The sequence below is a fragment of the Vibrio sp. HM8-C genome, assembly GCF_058630515.1.
Genome location: NZ_JBMMKS010000008.1, coordinates 1 through 17,124, shown reverse-complemented (window position 1 = coordinate 17,124; position 17,124 = coordinate 1). Strand labels below are relative to the sequence as shown.

The 17,124-nt window shown below is 40.6% G+C and carries 20 protein-coding genes; 13 read left to right on the top strand and 7 right to left on the bottom strand.

The annotated features are described in order from the left end of the window. Window positions 1–59: 59 nt before the first annotated feature. Window positions 60–2,744, bottom strand: coding sequence for a bifunctional acetate--CoA ligase family protein/GNAT family N-acetyltransferase (locus ACOSVQ_RS10795; RefSeq protein WP_491982571.1), 2,685 nt, complete (start codon window positions 2,742–2,744; stop codon window positions 60–62). Between the two features lie 216 nt (window positions 2,745–2,960). Here ACOSVQ_RS10795 and ACOSVQ_RS10790 point away from each other — a divergent pair, with 216 nt between their 5' ends. After that, the gene (locus ACOSVQ_RS10790; RefSeq protein ID WP_491982570.1) at window positions 2,961–3,536 is read left to right on the top strand and encodes an SPOR domain-containing protein; all 576 of its coding nucleotides are present in this window, start codon (window positions 2,961–2,963) and stop codon (window positions 3,534–3,536) included. Between the two features lie 149 nt (window positions 3,537–3,685). After that, entirely contained in the window at window positions 3,686–4,690 is a 1,005-nt protein-coding gene (locus ACOSVQ_RS10785) for a D-alanine--D-alanine ligase (RefSeq protein ID WP_491982569.1), read from the top strand. On the opposite strand, the gene ACOSVQ_RS10780 is transcribed toward ACOSVQ_RS10785, so the two are convergent. Then, entirely contained in the window at window positions 4,674–5,633 is a 960-nt protein-coding gene (locus tag ACOSVQ_RS10780) for a tyrosine-type recombinase/integrase (protein ID WP_491982568.1), read from the bottom strand. The two genes, ACOSVQ_RS10785 and ACOSVQ_RS10780, sit on opposite strands and share 17 nt — an antisense overlap. Window positions 5,634–5,734: 101 nt before the next feature. Between ACOSVQ_RS10780 and ACOSVQ_RS10775 the strand changes: the two genes are divergently transcribed. Both ACOSVQ_RS10775 and yciH read left to right on the top strand, forming a co-directional pair. Next, on the top strand, window positions 5,735–6,109 hold the full coding sequence (locus ACOSVQ_RS10775; protein ID WP_491982567.1) for a DUF3319 domain-containing protein: 375 nt from the start codon (window positions 5,735–5,737) through the stop codon (window positions 6,107–6,109). A gap of 1 nt (window position 6,110) precedes the next feature. Next, entirely contained in the window at window positions 6,111–6,422 is a 312-nt protein-coding gene (gene yciH / locus ACOSVQ_RS10770; RefSeq protein WP_491982566.1) for a stress response translation initiation inhibitor YciH, read from the top strand. A 207-nt stretch (window positions 6,423–6,629) separates the two neighbouring features. On the opposite strand, the gene ACOSVQ_RS10765 is transcribed toward yciH, so the two are convergent. Next, the gene (locus ACOSVQ_RS10765; RefSeq protein ID WP_491982565.1) at window positions 6,630–6,986 is read right to left on the bottom strand and encodes a DUF3693 domain-containing protein; all 357 of its coding nucleotides are present in this window, start codon (window positions 6,984–6,986) and stop codon (window positions 6,630–6,632) included. Window positions 6,987–7,165: 179 nt separating this feature from the next. On the opposite strand from ACOSVQ_RS10765, the gene ACOSVQ_RS10760 reads away from it, so the two are divergent. The 8 genes from ACOSVQ_RS10760 to ACOSVQ_RS10725 all read left to right on the top strand — a co-directional run bounded on the left by ACOSVQ_RS10760 (window position 7,166) and on the right by ACOSVQ_RS10725 (window position 12,817). Continuing rightward, window positions 7,166–7,363 (top strand): hypothetical protein, encoded by a 198-nt coding sequence (locus ACOSVQ_RS10760; RefSeq protein ID WP_112404878.1) that lies wholly within the window; start codon window positions 7,166–7,168, stop codon window positions 7,361–7,363. Further along, window positions 7,360–8,643, top strand: a complete 1,284-nt coding sequence (locus tag ACOSVQ_RS10755; RefSeq protein ID WP_491982564.1) for a replication initiation factor domain-containing protein — start codon at window positions 7,360–7,362, stop codon at window positions 8,641–8,643. Before ACOSVQ_RS10760 ends, ACOSVQ_RS10755 begins: the two co-directional genes overlap by 4 nt. Before the next feature lie 6 nt (window positions 8,644–8,649). After that, on the top strand, window positions 8,650–9,024 hold the full coding sequence (locus ACOSVQ_RS10750) for a DUF1293 family protein (RefSeq protein WP_102943179.1): 375 nt from the start codon (window positions 8,650–8,652) through the stop codon (window positions 9,022–9,024). Between the two features lie 4 nt (window positions 9,025–9,028). Continuing rightward, the gene (locus ACOSVQ_RS10745) at window positions 9,029–9,253 is read left to right on the top strand and encodes a hypothetical protein (RefSeq protein ID WP_102943178.1); all 225 of its coding nucleotides are present in this window, start codon (window positions 9,029–9,031) and stop codon (window positions 9,251–9,253) included. Between the two features lie 27 nt (window positions 9,254–9,280). Next, complete coding sequence (locus tag ACOSVQ_RS10740) at window positions 9,281–9,499, top strand: hypothetical protein (protein ID WP_491982563.1); 219 nt, start codon at window positions 9,281–9,283, stop codon at window positions 9,497–9,499. 133 nt (window positions 9,500–9,632) lie between these two features. Next, a complete protein-coding gene (locus ACOSVQ_RS10735; protein ID WP_491982562.1) occupies window positions 9,633–11,081 on the top strand; it encodes a hypothetical protein in 1,449 nt (482 codons plus the stop codon). A gap of 13 nt (window positions 11,082–11,094) precedes the next feature. Next, window positions 11,095–11,436 carry a DUF2523 family protein gene (locus ACOSVQ_RS10730; protein ID WP_491982561.1) on the top strand — a complete coding sequence of 114 codons (342 nt, stop codon included), beginning with the start codon at window positions 11,095–11,097 and terminating at the stop codon, window positions 11,434–11,436. Window positions 11,437–11,440: 4 nt separating this feature from the next. Further along, window positions 11,441–12,817 carry a zonular occludens toxin domain-containing protein gene (locus tag ACOSVQ_RS10725; RefSeq protein WP_491982560.1) on the top strand — a complete coding sequence of 459 codons (1,377 nt, stop codon included), beginning with the start codon at window positions 11,441–11,443 and terminating at the stop codon, window positions 12,815–12,817. A gap of 457 nt (window positions 12,818–13,274) precedes the next feature. Here ACOSVQ_RS10725 and ACOSVQ_RS10720 read toward each other — a convergent pair whose 3' ends face one another. Both ACOSVQ_RS10720 and ACOSVQ_RS10715 read right to left on the bottom strand, forming a co-directional pair. Next, a complete protein-coding gene (locus ACOSVQ_RS10720; protein WP_491982559.1) occupies window positions 13,275–13,877 on the bottom strand; it encodes a hypothetical protein in 603 nt (200 codons plus the stop codon). Window positions 13,878–13,991: 114 nt separating this feature from the next. Then, entirely contained in the window at window positions 13,992–14,435 is a 444-nt protein-coding gene (locus ACOSVQ_RS10715) for a hypothetical protein (RefSeq protein ID WP_491982558.1), read from the bottom strand. A 359-nt stretch (window positions 14,436–14,794) separates the two neighbouring features. Between ACOSVQ_RS10715 and ACOSVQ_RS10710 the strand changes: the two genes are divergently transcribed. Then, on the top strand, window positions 14,795–16,000 hold the full coding sequence (locus ACOSVQ_RS10710) for an EAL and HDOD domain-containing protein (protein WP_491982557.1): 1,206 nt from the start codon (window positions 14,795–14,797) through the stop codon (window positions 15,998–16,000). Window positions 16,001–16,075: 75 nt separating this feature from the next. On the opposite strand, the gene ACOSVQ_RS10705 is transcribed toward ACOSVQ_RS10710, so the two are convergent. Both ACOSVQ_RS10705 and ACOSVQ_RS10700 read right to left on the bottom strand, forming a co-directional pair. Further along, window positions 16,076–16,471 carry a DUF3653 domain-containing protein gene (locus ACOSVQ_RS10705; RefSeq protein WP_491982556.1) on the bottom strand — a complete coding sequence of 132 codons (396 nt, stop codon included), beginning with the start codon at window positions 16,469–16,471 and terminating at the stop codon, window positions 16,076–16,078. 73 nt (window positions 16,472–16,544) lie between these two features. Next, window positions 16,545–16,928, bottom strand: coding sequence for a DUF3693 domain-containing protein (locus tag ACOSVQ_RS10700; protein WP_491982555.1), 384 nt, complete (start codon window positions 16,926–16,928; stop codon window positions 16,545–16,547). Between the last annotated feature and the right edge of the window lie 196 nt (window positions 16,929–17,124).

Here is a 17,124-nt window from a genome sequence, read left to right as displayed (position 1 = left end):
ATCAAAACTAGGCACAATGATCATAATGATCATAATGATCATTGTGCCTACATCAAATACTAAGGGTTGAGTGGTAGAACCATATCAGCGGTTCCATCTTCAAAATGGACATCTACTTCAAATCCAAGTTTCTGTGCCAAAGTCAGCATGCCGCGATTTGTTGGCATCGTCATTCCAGACATTTGCTTAGTACCTTTGGCTTTACAGTAATCAATAATCCTACTCATCAAAATTTTGCCTAAACCTTTACCTTTAACATCGGTTCGAATGAGTATGGCAAATTCAGCATCTGTGTTCTCTGGGTTGATTAATGCACGTGAAACACCAATGATTTCCTCCTTATTGCCATCATTGGTTACAGCCACGAAGGCCATTTCTCGGTCATAATCAATTTGGGTTAAATTGGCCAATGCTTCATGATTAAATTCCCCCACATCTGAAAAAAATCGTTTGTATAAGTCCTCTTTACTTACTTTCTTAATGAATTCAGCATGATGTGGTTCATCTTCTGGGAGAATAGGACGAACAGTGATTTTATCGCCGTCTTTAGCTATGCACTGCTCGACTAATTCAGTTGGGTATGGGCGTATAGCGAGTCGGCTTTGAGCGTCACCTTTAAATTTCTTTAAAGTTAAGTCAGCATCAAGCACAGTAAATTGGTTTCCATTGACTAATACTGGATGAATATCCAGTTCGTGTACTTGCGGGCATTCAACAACCATTTGAGAGATACGGACGAGAAATTCTGACAAGCCATTAATATCAATTGGCACCGGTAGTTTTTGCAGGCGAATTTTACCACTACGAATGGCTCGTACTATTAGGTAACGTGCTAGTGTAGTGTTGAGCGGCGGGAGTGCTGCTGCTGCATCTGATGCTTCGTTCCATTCAGATCCGCCTTGCCCTAACAAAATCACAGGACCAAACGTGTTGTCGTGTTTTACTTTAATTCGTAGTTCTTCGCCGCCAGCGAGTTTTGCCATCCCTTGAACAAGCAAACCGTGAATATTAGCGGAAGGATAGTGCAACTGTGCACGATCGAAAATAGCGTCTGCGGCGCTCGATACTTCATGCGAATTTCTGAGATTGAGCATTACGCCTTGTACATCAGATTTGTGCGCAATATCCGGCGATCTAAGTTTGACCGCTACGGGATAGCCAATAGTCTCTGCTATATGGACAGCTTCACTTGCATCCATCGCTATCCAAGTCGGTAATAAATTGAAGTTAAAACACTTCAAAAAGTTACCTATTTGATGAGTATCTAAATGCAGTTGATCATTTTCGGCTAAGTGTTCATCGATCCAAACTTTTGCAGCATTGATTTCTGACACATGAACTGCTTCTGCGGTTGTTGGCGTCTCCATTAATTGTTTTTGATTTCGGCGATATTCAACCAAATGCATGAAAGCAACCACAGCGCTTTCCGGTGTTCTGTAAGTTGGAATGCCTGCTTGATTAAATAGTTGTCTAGCTGGCCTTGCTGTTAGTTCTCCAGACCAGTTTGTCAGGATGTTAAAACGCCTAGCTCGTGGATGAGATTTAATAAGGTCAATAATGGCTCGTGCAGTTTGTTCTGACTGTGCAATAGCTGAAGGGCTGTGCATGATCAAAATGGCATCAGCATTATCGCTGTCCAATACTGCTTTTAACGCATTGATATATCGGTTGTGATCCGCATCGCCGACGATATCAATAGGATTTCCATGTGACCAACTCTGTGGCAAACAGCGGTTTAGCGCTTCAACAACCGAGTCCTCAAGCTCTGCCAGACGGCCGCCGTGATCAAGCAGGGTATCTGTCGCCATAATTGCTGGACCACCGCCATTAGTAATAATGGCAAGTCGTTCACCTCTCAAAGGTACTGAGTGAGTTAACGTTTCTACAGCTGCAAAAAGCTCGTGAGTATTGTTTACACGTAACATGCCTGTGCGTCGAATGGCTGAATCGTAGATGATGTCCAATGTATCGTCGCCACCAGTATGCATTTGTGCGGCTTTTTTACCGGCTTTAGTTCGACCACCTTTAAGAACTAGGATGCGCCTATTACGTGATGCAGCACGAGCAGCAGACATGAAGCGCCGTGCATCACTAATGGTATCGACATATAACAAAATTGCATCGGTATGTTTATCGGTACTTAGGCAATCTAGTAAATCTGCGAAATCTATATCTGTTGCATTGCCTAAAGACACAAACGCCGAGAACCCAATTTGTTTATCGTTGGCCCAATCCAAGATAGTGGTACATACAGCCGCTGACTGCGAAATAAATGCGATATTGCCTCTTGTGGCTGTAACCGGCGAGAAAGATCCGTTGAAATTAGCCCAAGGCAAAATGAGCCCTAGGCTGTTCGGGCCTAAAATGCGCATACCATGTTGTTTTGCTATCTCGTTGCATTGTGCTTGTATTTCAAAGCCTTGAGCATCCAACGTGTACATATCAGAAGATAAAATGATGGCATTTGCTACACCTAGTTCAGCTAATTGTTTGACTATCGATATGTTTCTACTGGCATGAGTACAAAGAATTGCAATGTCGGGCACTAAAGGGAGTGAAGCTATGGTCTTATATGCTAATACGCCGCACACGGAAGGATAATAAGGTGTTACTGGCATGATTGCGCCATCAAATCCGCCTTGAAGAAGATTCTTCATAACAATATTGCCTGAGCGGAAAGGGCGAATAGATGCACCAATTACAGCGACTGATTGAGGTTTAAGTAACTGACTTAAATTGTTCATGATTATCACGCCATAAATTGACTGTGTATATATCCTAACCAATTAATGGTAAGTCTGTTTGCGTATTTAGTATCACTGTGATCATCACTGCACGTTTCAACCACGACTTTGTGTCCTAAATCACACGTTATCGTTATATATTAGCGACCTATGCTTGATTATAGGCGCCTCTATCGGCATGATTTAGTTAATTACTATCAGAGCGTTAATAAACCCATGAAAAAAATCTCAATCTTAGGCTTGTCAGCAATGTTAGCTGCGTGCTCTTCTGGTACATATACCACCGATGTAACCTCAGAAAGTCACCGTGAAGATTATAACGTGGCAACAGTTCAACAACCGGTTGTCTCTGATTCAGGTATGGCTTCTGGTATTACTGAACAAAATATTGAGGCTCAAGCGATTCAAACTGCACCACAACCTATGGAAAAGAAAGTGGTTAAAATGAGTCCAAAGCCAGCAACGGTGTCAATCACGCCTCCAACAGCTAAACAAGTCGCAATGAATCCACGTTATGGTTACACCATTCAGGTTGTAGCAGTAGGAAGCCAGAGTAAAGTTGACCAGTTTGCTAGCATGCTACCTAAAGATGGCCAACCAATTTGGGAAAACTATAAAGTTGTGAACGGTACTAAATGGTACACAATCCTTTATGGTGATTACGCGACTCGTCAAGAGGCGGTAAAAGCGATTTCTGAACTTCCAGCAGATTTCCAATCGTTAAAACCGTTCGCAAAAAGCATTGATACAATCAAGAACTCAGAGTTTCCTACGCTTAACAAACTCAATTAAGCTTTGAGATTTTGAGAGAAGGGGCATTATTGCCCCTTTTGCCTGTTATATAAGCAGTTAGACAAACAATTGCTAATCAACGGTGTAAGTTCTCTATGAATTTACTATGATAGACGAGCAATTTACCTAAAGATGTCACGGATATATCAATGACAAAGACAACAATCCTTCTTTTATGCGGCGGCGGCTCATCAGAACACGCAGTTTCTCTTGTTTCTGCGAATTACTTACAGCAGCAATTAGTATTAACCCCTGAATTCGAAGTAGTTCGTGTAGAGATGAAAAAAGACGGCTGGTTCTCAGAACAAAATGAGCTGGTATATCTTGATACCAATTCGGCTACGTTAAATGGCAACGGTGTTGTAAAGAAAGTTGATTTTGTTATTCCTTGTATTCATGGGTATCCAGGTGAGACCGGTGACATTCAATCAATGCTGGAGTTAGCAGGTATCCCATATCTAGGCTGTGCTCCGGAAGCTAGTAGCAATAGCTTTAACAAAATTACCTCTAAATTATGGTATGACGCATTAGGTATCCCTAATACTCCTTATCTGTTCCTCACTGAAAATAACCAAGATTCCTACGAAAAAGCAAAAACTGCGTTTACTAAATGGGGCAAAATCTTTGTTAAAGCTGCTCGCCAAGGATCATCCGTTGGATGTTACAAGGTCACTAAAATTGAAGATGTTTGTGGTGCTGTAGATGCTGCGTTTGGTTTTTCGGAGCAAGTACTGGTTGAAAAAGCAGTTAAACCTCGAGAACTTGAGGTAGCGGCTTATGAAATTGATGGAGAGCTGCACGTATCAAAACCTGGAGAAATTATAGCTCCTGAAGATGCTTTCTATACATATGAAGAAAAATACAGTGCAGACAGTCATTCTACAACCGAAGTTGAAGCGACTAATTTAACGGATGAACAGTTACAAGTTATCCATCAGAGTGCAATAAAAGTATTTAAGCACATGAAACTAAGACACTTATCAAGAATTGATTTCTTTTTAACTTCTGAAGGTGATGTTTTCTTGAATGAAGTAAATACGTTTCCTGGTATGACCCCTATATCTATGTTTCCAAAGATGTTAGAACACAATGGGCATAAGTTTTCAGACTTTCTAGCGCAGTGCGTTAAAAACTCAATTACTCCCAAGGCTTAAAAGAAAAGAACTTAAGTTTCTCTCGCTCTGCTGTTTCCCTATTACCAATATATTGATAGGGCATAGCAGGGCTTAACCATCTACCAAATTCCTGTATCTCCCTCACCTTATAGCCTTGTTGTGACAACTCTTGTACCGCTCCAACTCGAGCTGATTGACCAGAAAACTTTAGCTCAGGTTTATCTAGCAAGACGCCTGCATTGCGCAACACACGAAAAATAGACGAATCATTAAGTATGTTGTCAGCAACATTTCCATGTTTATCAAGTGATCTAAAGACATATTCGCTATTTTTAGGGACTATCTTCAACCATTTGTTTAAGCAAGATGCAGCGTTAGACGAGAGTTGATAACGTGAGTCACCGAAAGTCAGCAACAAGTGTTCATCAAGTGATTCTATTTGGTTGAATGAGAGTTTCTTTAGTTCAGAACGTTTTAGTGCGCATTCGAACATCACATGATAGATTGCCAAATCTCGTATAATCTTTGCAGATTTGCTCTTATTGTATTTCTCATATAGCTCCAATAGATGTTCACTTGTGAAACTTAGTGCTTGGATTTCGTCACCTTTCTTATTCAGACGTAAAGTCATTAAGGATTGTCTAACTTGAGGGTTATTGGTTGGGTCTTTTAGAGATAATAAACGATGAATCAAACTTATTGTGACACTGTAGCGTCTGATTGAACTGTACTTACGTTTCTTTGACTCTGATTCTAAAAATAGGCGAGTAGCCGTTACTGAGGCAGGCAGTGCATTAACATTCTTGCGTTGACAAAAGCTTACGAATAAATTCCAGTCATTTTTAATCGCAAGTAAAGAATTATGAGCGTAAGAGTGTTGTGTTAAGTCATTCATTTGCTCTAGACTTACCAGCTCACTAAACTCTGTAACTTTATGTTTTAAAATAGTTTGATCTGTGACGTAAGTTAGCTTTTTTTTCATCCTGAGGCACTATAACTTATCAATTTGCTAAATAATATACTTGATAACCATGCGTATACAATTATTATTTAGCTAATACATTAATATGAGCAGATTAAAGTATGGCTAATGCAAGTTATCGAGGTTTCACATTACAAACGGCTAAACAATCCGCAGATATTTGGCAGGTTCGAATTAAGAACCATGTTCTAACGGGTAATTTAGCTGCAGTTAAGAAAAGCATTGACTGGTGGTGTGACACGGCATCATTAATTGACCCGAGTGAGTTTGAGTCTGTAGGTAAAACTCGAGAAGTTACAGGCTCTAAAGAAGAAAACTTTAATGGATTTACGTTGAAGAATGATACTGGAGAGCCAAATTCTTGGTATTGTTTCTTTAACGGACGTTTGATTAAAGGTTCTAAATTGGCTTTACAAAAGCATATCGAAGCTCATTTAATCGCAAGACAAAGAGCAGCAGCGCAACAGAGAAAGTAGTATGACTCTAGTATATTCGACCGAAACAGGCCGTATTAAGCAAGAACCAGAGAAAGTAGAAAGACCTAAAGGTGACGGTATTGTCCGAATCCACCGAGAGACAAAAGGTAGAAAAGGAAAAGGCGTTAGCATCGTTAAAGGATTAGATCTCGATGATGCACCTCTTAAGCTTTTGGCGGCAGAGTTAAAGAAAGTCTGTGGGTGTGGTGGTTCAGTCAAATTTGGCGATATTGAAATCCAAGGTGATATGCGAGACAAGATTAAAGATTATCTTGAAAAGAAAGGTATGAAAGTAAAGCTTGCAGGCAGCTAATCAACAAATAAATAATCTAGTAAAGAAAATTTAGTGCATTAGGTTTCTTTACTAGATTAAGTTTCAGTTAAGCATAGGTTAATAATTAGTGGTTAATCATAGATTAACTAACTGATTATTATATATTTTATGTTAAGTAAGTTTATGTAAAACAAAACGAACATGTGGGGTAACGTTAAACAGTATATAGATCCTATACATCAAAATTTAACATAATACATATAATACGTAGTCTCTAATGGGCTCTAATGGGGCGACAATCGCACCGCAAATCATTGATATTGCTGTAAAACCTAGCCCGTTATACTTTTTTGCAATGTTCGTCCAAGCTTGTTGCGCGCGGTAATTTTTCGCTCGGTCTGCTGCCAAATACACCAAAACTTCTTCTTCTGAAATTCCAACAACGTCAGCTAAAAAAAGTGCTTCACTTTCAGTTAGATAACGCTGACCGTTTCTAATTGCGCTTATCTTTTGACGGCTTAGACCTAAATCATGCGCGATTTGCTTATCTTGCACATAATTCTTTGCCGTTTTATACGCATCTAGCAGTTGATTACTGTACATAGGCTTTCCTCCAATCCTGTTAATTGTATACCGACAGTCCACAAAATGCGGTCTTTACAGTCCTGAATTGTGTGGTCTATAGTCCACGTAAATCAGGATTCAGACCACTTCGGGCGTTAGCCCTTGAAGCTTTCGCTTGTTGTGGTCGCCTCAACTTCAACTGTTCAAGGTGGTTGATTATGCCAGCTGAAAAAATCTTTTATGACCTAATGCCAGACCATTCTGTATCTGTGTACATGTTTGGCGATTGGGATTTTTTCAGCTCGTATAACGGTTTGATCTCTTACCTCAATTCTAACGGTATCTATTACAAGTTAATCGACATCACGAACACCACGCTCGATGAACGTCTAGAAATCATGGGGATTCAACCATGAAACGCGCGTGTATGGATTGCGGAACTAACTACGAATCAGTGATGACGTGTTGTTGTCCTGAGTGTGGCTCTGGTGTGATTAACCAAATTTGTATGGACGATGTGGACGTGTTCAAACGCAAATCGTACGTACACAAAACGCCAAAAAATTACCTGTTCCGTACCAAAAATAATCCTGTGGTGTCTGAGTTCGTCAGCCATACCGTTGAGGAATACACTTTCATTGAGGACTACGAACAGTCGCCAGTGACCATTGATTATCTCTGTTTTACGGTCAAGTTAGCCGATTTTCGTCACTGCAAAAAAGAGTCGCCTTATTCGGGTATCCATTTTCCGGTTGAACCTGTTTTCTCTACCCATAAGGCGCAATCGTTCAGTGATATCGAGGCTTACAACCATTATTTCCGCGAGGTGTATTCCGACTACTTACTGGAATGCGTTCGACGCTTCATTCAATACGTGCTCGGGTTCAATTATGGTGCGCCAAGGGGTTACGGCTTCCAGTTCTATCAAGATTCGTTCGTTTTAACGTCTGCCAATGGTGATGACTACTGCGGTCAAGTCGGTATCGGTGGCAACCGCGACACGGTGCATTTTCAAATCCCTGCGCATGGCTGCAAACACTTATTTGCTCAGCGTTCCTGTCGTTTCTTGCATCACTGGCTCGGTAATATTCTGTGCTGTAAACAACTAACTCGCATCGATTTGGCTTTTGACTGTTACGACGATTTACACACTTGTGAAGCGGCTGAACGTGCGGCACTCCTTGGGGCTTTTAAACGCTCTCGCGGTTTCGCGCCAATCATCAAAATTGTCGATGAATATCAAATCGTCGATGGTCGTAAGGTCTTTACCCGTGAAGAACGTAACATCGGCTCGCGTCAGTCCTTAGTTTACTGGCGCATCTATAACAAAAAGCTTGAGCAGAATATCCAAGCGGACAATTTCTCTTGGTATCGCTCGGAAGTCGAATTGAAGAAATGGGATATCGATATTTTGCTTAATCCCGTTGGGGGCTTCGTTGGCTTGAATGCCTATGCTGCCTCGTTGATATCGGAAGATATCACTCCTGTGAAAACACAATCAAAACGCATTAAGCGCGCTTCGTGTGACGTCTTAGCCTCGGCATTTTGGGCGAAGAGACAATACGGACGTTTAATAAACAGCTTGTTGGATTTGTATCAAGGCGATAGTCAAAAGGTCGTTTCAACGTTGGTCAAGGACGACGTTTATCTGCCCTATCCTTCAATGCATCAAAAACTTATCAACGCTTTGGAGTAATTAACTATGGCTAAGAACTCGGTCTTTGTATTAGGTGTGTCGATTTTCTGGAATGAATTTCGCGGTGAATTTGCTCAACTCAATATCTCGCGTCCGCTTCGTCCTCTCGATATTGCTAACGACAAAATCAAAATGAAACGTCGCACCATTGGCGAATCTGGTGAGGTGTCGAAATACGACACACCACTGACGATTGATCTTAATTACGCACTTGAACTCGAACGAACTGGCGCACTCGTACCTCGTCGTGAGTATGAGGTCGAAATCAGTCTGAACATGGACGACCCATTGTCCGGTTCTATTGTCACCAAGTTGATTCCTGTTGACCCTGAAATCAAAAAACACTTTGAAACGTCAATGAATCAAAAGGTCGGAGCGTAATTGTATGAGCCAGTGCGTAGCACTTCTTAACGGTTACCTTGTCACTTCTAACTCTAGTTGTGACTACGCACTGCTTTCTGCTACTGAGCTTGAAGAACTCCAAACAGGTTTGGATGGCAACTTGAATATTGACTCACAGTTGTACACCTCCGTGACAGGTTACTTGTTGTTGTCACTCGTGGGCGGTCACATCTTGGGTCGTATAGTGAAGGGTCTCGGTCGAGGCTGATTATTGTTAATTAATGGAGTAATCCTTATGAAATACATGAACATTCTTAAAAAACACTCTGCAAAAATCGGTGTAGCTGTATCAACGGTTGCGGCTTCTGGTATGGCTCACGCTGTCGATGTCAGTGAGGCGTTAAGCACTGCTGTTTCATCTGGTCAAAGCAACTATAGCATTGTTGTTGTTGGTCTTATCGGCTTGGCGGCTATCGGTTTCGGACTTCGTGCCATTATTGGCGCTATGCGTTAAGACGATGTTCGAGGTTGTTTCTAACGTCACCACTATATTTCTCGCCTTGGCGAATGGTGGAGCGTTTATATACGGCTTTTATACTGGTATTAACGCCTCCTGATGGGGGCGTTTTTTGTTTGAGGCAATGACAATGCGTAGTGCGATTAATACATGTTTGATGATCCTCTTTTTATTGGTTGTCCTTTTCTCGTCATTCTCTCGTGCTGCTGATTGTCCTATTGGTGATACGCCTGTTTTAAAGTTTCCTTTGGGCACGAGTCAGATTTATTCCACCTGTACGAACGGTTGCCGAGCGGAAGATAATTTTAGTAGCTCATCGACTTGGACGTGTAATGAAACGTTGGGTTATTGTACGGCTGCATTTTTCACCACTGGAGAATCCTGTACCGGTGCAGACGATACCGACGGCTCTTGTGATGCTAACGGTGATTGTGAAATTGTTGATAATGGAGGTGGTGATAATGGCGGTGGTGATAATAGTGACGGTTTTTGTCAGCTTGGGGACGCAAATTGTGTTAAACGCATTGCTCAACAAGCAGACAAAATTCTAGTTAGGCAAACCCAAGATAGAGAATATCTTTACACGGCTATTGGCACATATGCTTATCAAACCGAATCCAATATTAAAAAGGCAATTCAAGATTCTAACGCTGATAACCTTTTTTCTACGGAGCTAATTGTTAAAGATGGCTTCGCGGCTCAACTCGAAGAACTCAACAATCTTGCTGCCAGTGTCACCAGTATTAGCGAATTGTCTAAAGCCTCTTCCGATAAACTTAATGGTTTGTATGGAATGAGTAACTATTATTTCCCTCAAATCGTTAGCCAAATCAGTTCGCAAGCCACAACGCTTAACAATTCTGTCCAATCAACCTTGGGGAGTTTGTCCCGACAATTAACCTCTGTTTATGAAGGTGTTTCTTATACTTTAGGCTCTGAAACAAGCCTTACCAATCGTTCAATCAAAGAAAACAATCAAGCAATAACAGCTTTATCTAATCAGTTAAATGATCTTAAAACTGCCGTTGACGGAATTGAGGGCGGCTCTGGTGATAATACGGAGGTGATGTCTGCTATTTCTTCTCTGTCCGGTGATGTGTCGGGATTGTCTGCGGATATCGGTACGCTATCAGGAACGGTTGACGGTTTATCCACTTCATTAGGTGACGGATTTGAGGGTTTAAATACCGAATTACAAGGTATTGGCGAAGGGATTGATTCCATAGTTGGCGCTCTTAATGGTGATGGTCTTTCGACTCGCGGCTCTGAGGGGAAAATTGACTTTACCGGTACGGGTCTTTATGGCGAGGACACCTTAACTGATATGCAATCCGAAATTGAAGCTCTAAAAAAAGAATACTCCGAGCAAATGAAAGCTATGCAAGGTCTGTTTTCGTTTGATTCCTCTCAACTCAATGGTGGTCAATATGTTGAACACCGTTGGAAGTTCCATCTTCAAGGACGTGAATACTCGTTCGGCTCTAGTGTATTCCCTGCTCTATTAGACAATTCAGGCTTAATCGCTGCTGTGCTGCTTTTCCTAGCGGTGCTGTTTGGCATTCGTTTCTTAGCGAATTAACACGGAGGTTTGTATGCAATTTCTGTTAGACATTTTAAATGCGCTTGGTGATGTGGGTCAGACCGTTGTCGAGTTCTTCGAGTTCATCCCAAGCTATTTCCAACAATTCATGGCTTATATTAACGTTTGGTACATCAAAGCCAAACTGACTTGGCTTATCTGGACGATGCAAGTCTATTACACCACCGCGCAATTGTTACTCAAGGAAATCGGGTTTAACTCAGTGGTTGCCACTGCGTTTAATGCCTTACCGGACGAGTTGAGGTACTACGCTTATGCGTTCGGTGTGCCTCACGCGATTGGCGTTTACTTCAACTTTCTATCGACTGGCTTTGTGATGAAAATGCTGAGGTAATGACATGGCGATTACGATAAGAACGGGGGCGAATGGCTCTTACAAATCATCTTATGTTTGTCACTTTGTGATACTCCCTGCCCTTAAAGCTGGGCGTGTGGTCGTGACCAACATTGAAGGGATGCAGCCACTTGAGGAAATCGAAAGGCGTTTGGATATCACCTTTCCTTCTACGGCTCGATTGGTTCGGATATTCAGTCGAGACAAGAACGGGATTGACCTATGGCAACACTTTTTCTCGTGGTGTCCATTAGGCGCACTGATTGTAATTGATGAATGCCAGGACATCTTTTCAAAGAACATCGGCTTTCGTATGGAAAAAGTTTCCGGTCGTCCTCTTTCGGATTTTCTGCCGAACCTGCCCAAAGACTATGAAGCGTTCTTTCACTCTCGATACTTGCCCGTTGATATGACTCAACTCGATGCGTCGGAAGTGGACGACCGAGGGCAAGCGGAATACGACGAACACGGACGGATTATCTATCCGTTTTCGTTCAACGAGGGATTCATGCGTCACCGCAAATACAACTGGGACATTGAGCTACTGTCGCCTGATTGGGGTCAGATTGATACGGCAATCCGCGCCTGTGCTGAACAGTGCTTTTTCCACAAAGGTAATGACGGTATGTTCTGGGCGCGTCGTAAGCCGTATATATACAAACACCCTAAAAATACGGCAACGCCTGTTATCCCAAAAGGAAAAGATCCAAATGTTCTTAGTGTGAAAATCCCGCTTGAGGCGTTCTTGCTTTACAAGTCTACGGCGACAGGGACAGCCAAAGAGTCCGGTGCGGTGAATGTGTTGTATAAGAACCCGAAGTTCTTAGCGACGTTTGTTATTGGTATAGGGTGCATGGGGTACTTTGTTTATGGTTTATCCGGTTTGGTTTTTGGTGCTTCTGAGAAGGATGCGCAACCGTCCTCGTCGGTCAATGAGTCTCAAGTTTCTGGCTCGTCCTCTGGGGTGGCTAAAGGCGGTGCTCAAAGTGGTGGCAATGTATCTAATGGTGGGAATAGCAGTGCGTCTAACGCTCGTGCCGGTGATTCAGTTTCTCTTGCGTCAAACAGGCTTGAACTGATTCGTCAAATGCTTGGATTGTATGAGATTCAGAACCTTTATTATACGGGGCATGTGACGCAACGTAGCGGTAAAGAGTTTCGTTTTATGGTGACATTGGAAGCAAACACGCCCGAAGGAACGTATAGGTTTGATGATACGTTCTTAAGGGCGAACGACATCACTTACGTACATTTCGACGATTGTTTGTTGCGGCTGACTAAGGAGACCGTCCAGTTGAATGTCTTTTGCAAGCCCAAAGAGAAAGACATACCACAAAACACCACCGAACAAGCAGACATCAAACTGGGGTCTATTTTCTAATCTTGGTATGTCATTTGAAATGACATACCTGACAACTATCCCCCTTTAGGGGGATGCAGTGAGCAAGCCTGCGAACGGTGACACCAAGCCACTCGGTAAAGTCCAGCATTTCCACGACACTCAACTGGCGCGGTTAGTATTCTGCGTTGGTTAGGTCAGAAAAAAAACACCTTCCCCCTGCCAAGCCGAAATAAGAGCTTCAACAAGTGCAAGAGCCTAAAGCCTTTTCTCGATGTCTTACCAGCGTTAAACCTCTTGAGTGTCGAAAGAGGTTTTCATCTTTCTTTAATGGGTTTTGTTTTGGGGTTTTGGCGACGGGACGCACAACGACGAGGACTGAGGAGGCGGAGGGACGGAGCAAACCCCCGAGTATGTACTACGGGGGTACTTTCCACATAACTACAAGGTGACAGTAAATGCCAAGCGTTGGGAATCTGTTTTAAATGCCTTGTTATATTCACTTTACCTCGAACCCTGGCAATTCAAAGTCAGCTCTACAAGCCATTCGTCGAGCGGTGTATTCACAATCAAAGTACTCGGGGATTTTATTAGGTGTAGCATAAGGTTCCCCTACAACCTTACGATACAGGTACAAGTTGCAAAGCAGTAAACCAGATAGCGCATAAATTACATTTTCTAGATTAGCCTGATGAAACTCTGAATGACGATGGTGCTTTACTAAGATATAACTATTCCACCAATCGGGAGGATTGGTATTAGACCAGTTTTCCCATGGTTTAATAGATTGTTCTAGGTGAGGTAAAGAAACTTCAGCTTGAAAGAAATCGCTAAGTTGGCGATTAATTAGTTTCTTATACTTTTTCATTTCACCAATTTTGTCACCGCTGTCTGCAAATGGGCTGTCGCTATCCAATTGTCTACACAATAACCTCAATACAGACTCTATTTCCGCACATGCAGTTTGCAACAGTTTGGCTAACTCAAGTGAAAACGTGCTGAAGTTTTTCTCATCAATTTCAATGTAATTCTGAAGATTAATAAAGTCCTTTTCCAAGGAAAGGAAAAATCGCCAGTGATGCATGGCTTTACTTTTATTCAATGAAATCTCCTGTGAATATAATGCCGAGTTAAGTGGTGAACAACGCCACCAAACCTAAGCAATTGTACCTTAAACACAACTGCCAAGCGTTGTGAATCTGAGTTAAACGCTTTGTTATAACTCGTCTTGATAATTGATAACATACCCTTGTTCCTTTACCTTTTTTACTGAGTAGAAAAATAAACGAAAGCCAAAAGCAATAGAAATAACGAACAGAAAGGCAGCAAACCCAGAAAACACTGAGATCAGCAAAGTAACCGAAACTAAGAAAAACAAATAAGCTAACCAAGTAACGTTGTTATATAGCTTTAAGGTCCTAAACTTTGCTAATAGCTTAATATCAAACCCAAAAACCACATTAACAACTAAGAAAACCGAGTTTAGCCCCAGACTTAAAGCAAATGTAATCGTCGACCAATACATGTCTACACTATCACTTAACGCTGAGTAAGAGCTTAGGTATGCGAGAAAAAAAGCAAACGAAAGTGCTGCCATGCCTGAATGAGCCCAGATTTGTATTTTGTGGAAAATTTTACTTTCATTAATTTTTTCGAGCATAAGTACGTTCAACTTAATTCCCTAGAGTTATAACAGCATCTTTTTACTAGAATTATTCTGTACTAGTTTAGAAGACAACACAGAATCAAATGGCATGTTCTATTGTTTTGTTATTATAAAACATGATGTTACGCACAAAATGTAGACAGGCTTGACTTTGTAAAGCATAAGTATAGTGACTACTATCACTCATATTAATCAATATGAATTTACCTAATTACATTTTTACTAGATTAACATCACATATTGTTTTCATTTGATTTGAGCAACCTCATAATATTCAATGCTTATTCTTGGTAATAATTAATCTTCGAGTTAAATCTCATTTAGCGTAAATCTAATGTGAGATGTAAGCAAAAATGTATAGTTATGTTGCAAGACAGCCCATATTCAATAGTGACTTGGAAATAATTGGTTATGAGCTACTGTACCGCGATGGCCCAAACAACGCTTTCCCAAATGGTACAACCAGCGGCATAACACAGAAAATGTTTGTCGAACAACATTTAACCTACCAAAACATTTTACTGAATAAAAAACTTGGTTTTATTAATTTTGATTATGATGATCTAATAAATGAACTACCATTAGATTTCCCTCGTCAAGATTATGTCATTGAAATACTTGAAACTTGTGAACCAGATAAAAATCTTTTTAATTCCTTAAGTGTTTTAAGAAATAGTGGTTACACAATTGCACTTGATGACTTTTGTATTAAAGATATACGATGGAATGCTTTTATTGAGTTGGCTGATATTATAAAAGTCGACATACAAACATACCCACTAAAAAAAGTTAAACATTTAGTTGATGAATTAAAATTACAGGAAAAGAAACTTTTAGCCGAAAAAGTAGAAACACATGCAGAATATATTGAGGCAAAAACCTTTGGTTTTGATTATTTCCAAGGATATTTTCTTTCAAAACCTGAATTAATAAGAAAAAACAAAATTGACGAAGTATTTATCGCAAACATTGAATTACTTAAAGAAGTTAGTAAAGATAGTTTTTCTGTTGATGTTGTCGAAAAAATAATATCAAAAAGTACAACATTAACATTAAGGCTACTTAATTATGTAAACGGTCAGGTGACTGTTCGTTCTACAATAAGTTCAATCGGTCAAGCCGTTAGTTATCTTGGTCGTATTCGACTTAAAAGGTTTGCATCTCATTTACTTATATCATGGTCATCTATAAGCAAGCCTAATGTTGTATTTCAAACCTCGCTAATCCGCGCGTATCTGCTTAAAAATTTTGCAAAAAAACTCTATGGTCGTAATATATCAGACAAAGCCTTTATTACAGGCATGATATCTATGGTGGACGCTATACTTGATATGGATATTATAGATGTTGTATCTAACTTAAATCTTGATGAAGAAATTACCGACGCCATATTGTATCATCAAGGAGAACTAGGAGAATTGTTACTTTTAGTTAAATCTGTTGAGTTGGGAGATTGGGAATATGTGGAAAAATTTCAATTAAAGCATGGTAATATTAGCCCGTCTATTTCACAACAATATATTGAAACTATTGATTATGTAAATAAGGATTTTGAATAATAATGTTACTTTGCCAGTATTTAATAGATGCAGATTTCAACTAAACTGCATCTATTAATATATAGAAACTTGTTATTATTTCCCACCCCTTCTTGTTGTTGACACAATCGCACTAGACAACATTCGTGCATATTTTATCAACTTTGTTGTGGTTTTGATTTCTATCTCGGACTCGATTTCTAACACACTGATAGCAGTAAGAAGTCTCTGTGATGTAACCTGTTGACCATTGGGAAGTATCAAATAGTCACCTCTCATTTGAAACCCTTCCCAATCGGGTTTGTTGTGCAGTTCCCTGCCTTTAATCATGCGCATTAGTCTTTTGCATTCGGGTGGTATGTCCGTTTTCCCACCGTCCCACAATTTGACCTGCCTCACAGTTTTAAAACACAGTTTTGCCGTCTCTTCGACGGTTAAACCGCATATTACTTCCCTGAAAAATAGATTTTTGTGCATCTTGTTGTACTTCATATGATTTCACCTCGTTAAAAGGTGAAATGTAAATGAATGTTACACTAGAGAATTACACTTAAATGCCTGAAATCTAATTAATTTGATTTACCATAAGGCGAAATAATGCGCACTCATTAATGAGTTGTTGCAACACACCTAAACCCATAACAATTCCTCCGTAACCCATTGATAATCTTTGCAATCCTTGCTTATTGTACTTTTTTGCAATGCGCTCCCACATGGCTTTTATGGTCACATTATCATTGCGATCTGCGTGTATTCCCAACAGAGCTAACTCTGGAGGGATTCCTGCATTTTCTGCGAGAAAAACTGCTTCTGAATCAGAGATATAGCGAGTTCCTTTGCGCATTTCACTGATTCTAGACGGTTGCAGGTTTAAATCATGGGCAATTTGCTTGTCTTGTATGTAGTTTTGCGCCTTTTTATAGGCATCTAATAGCTGACTTTGATACATAGCGAGACTCCTTTTTTACCGATATTAGCTTATTTATTACGCAATTGCGCGTCTTGAACATCCGACAAAACGGAATTAGTCTTCCGGTAAATCGTATCTCAAATTGTCTCGATTATAGGCTGGTATTCGATAAATGCTCAAGCACGCTACCAAGATTTACTATGACTTACTGCCCGACTATTCGGTTTCTGTACTC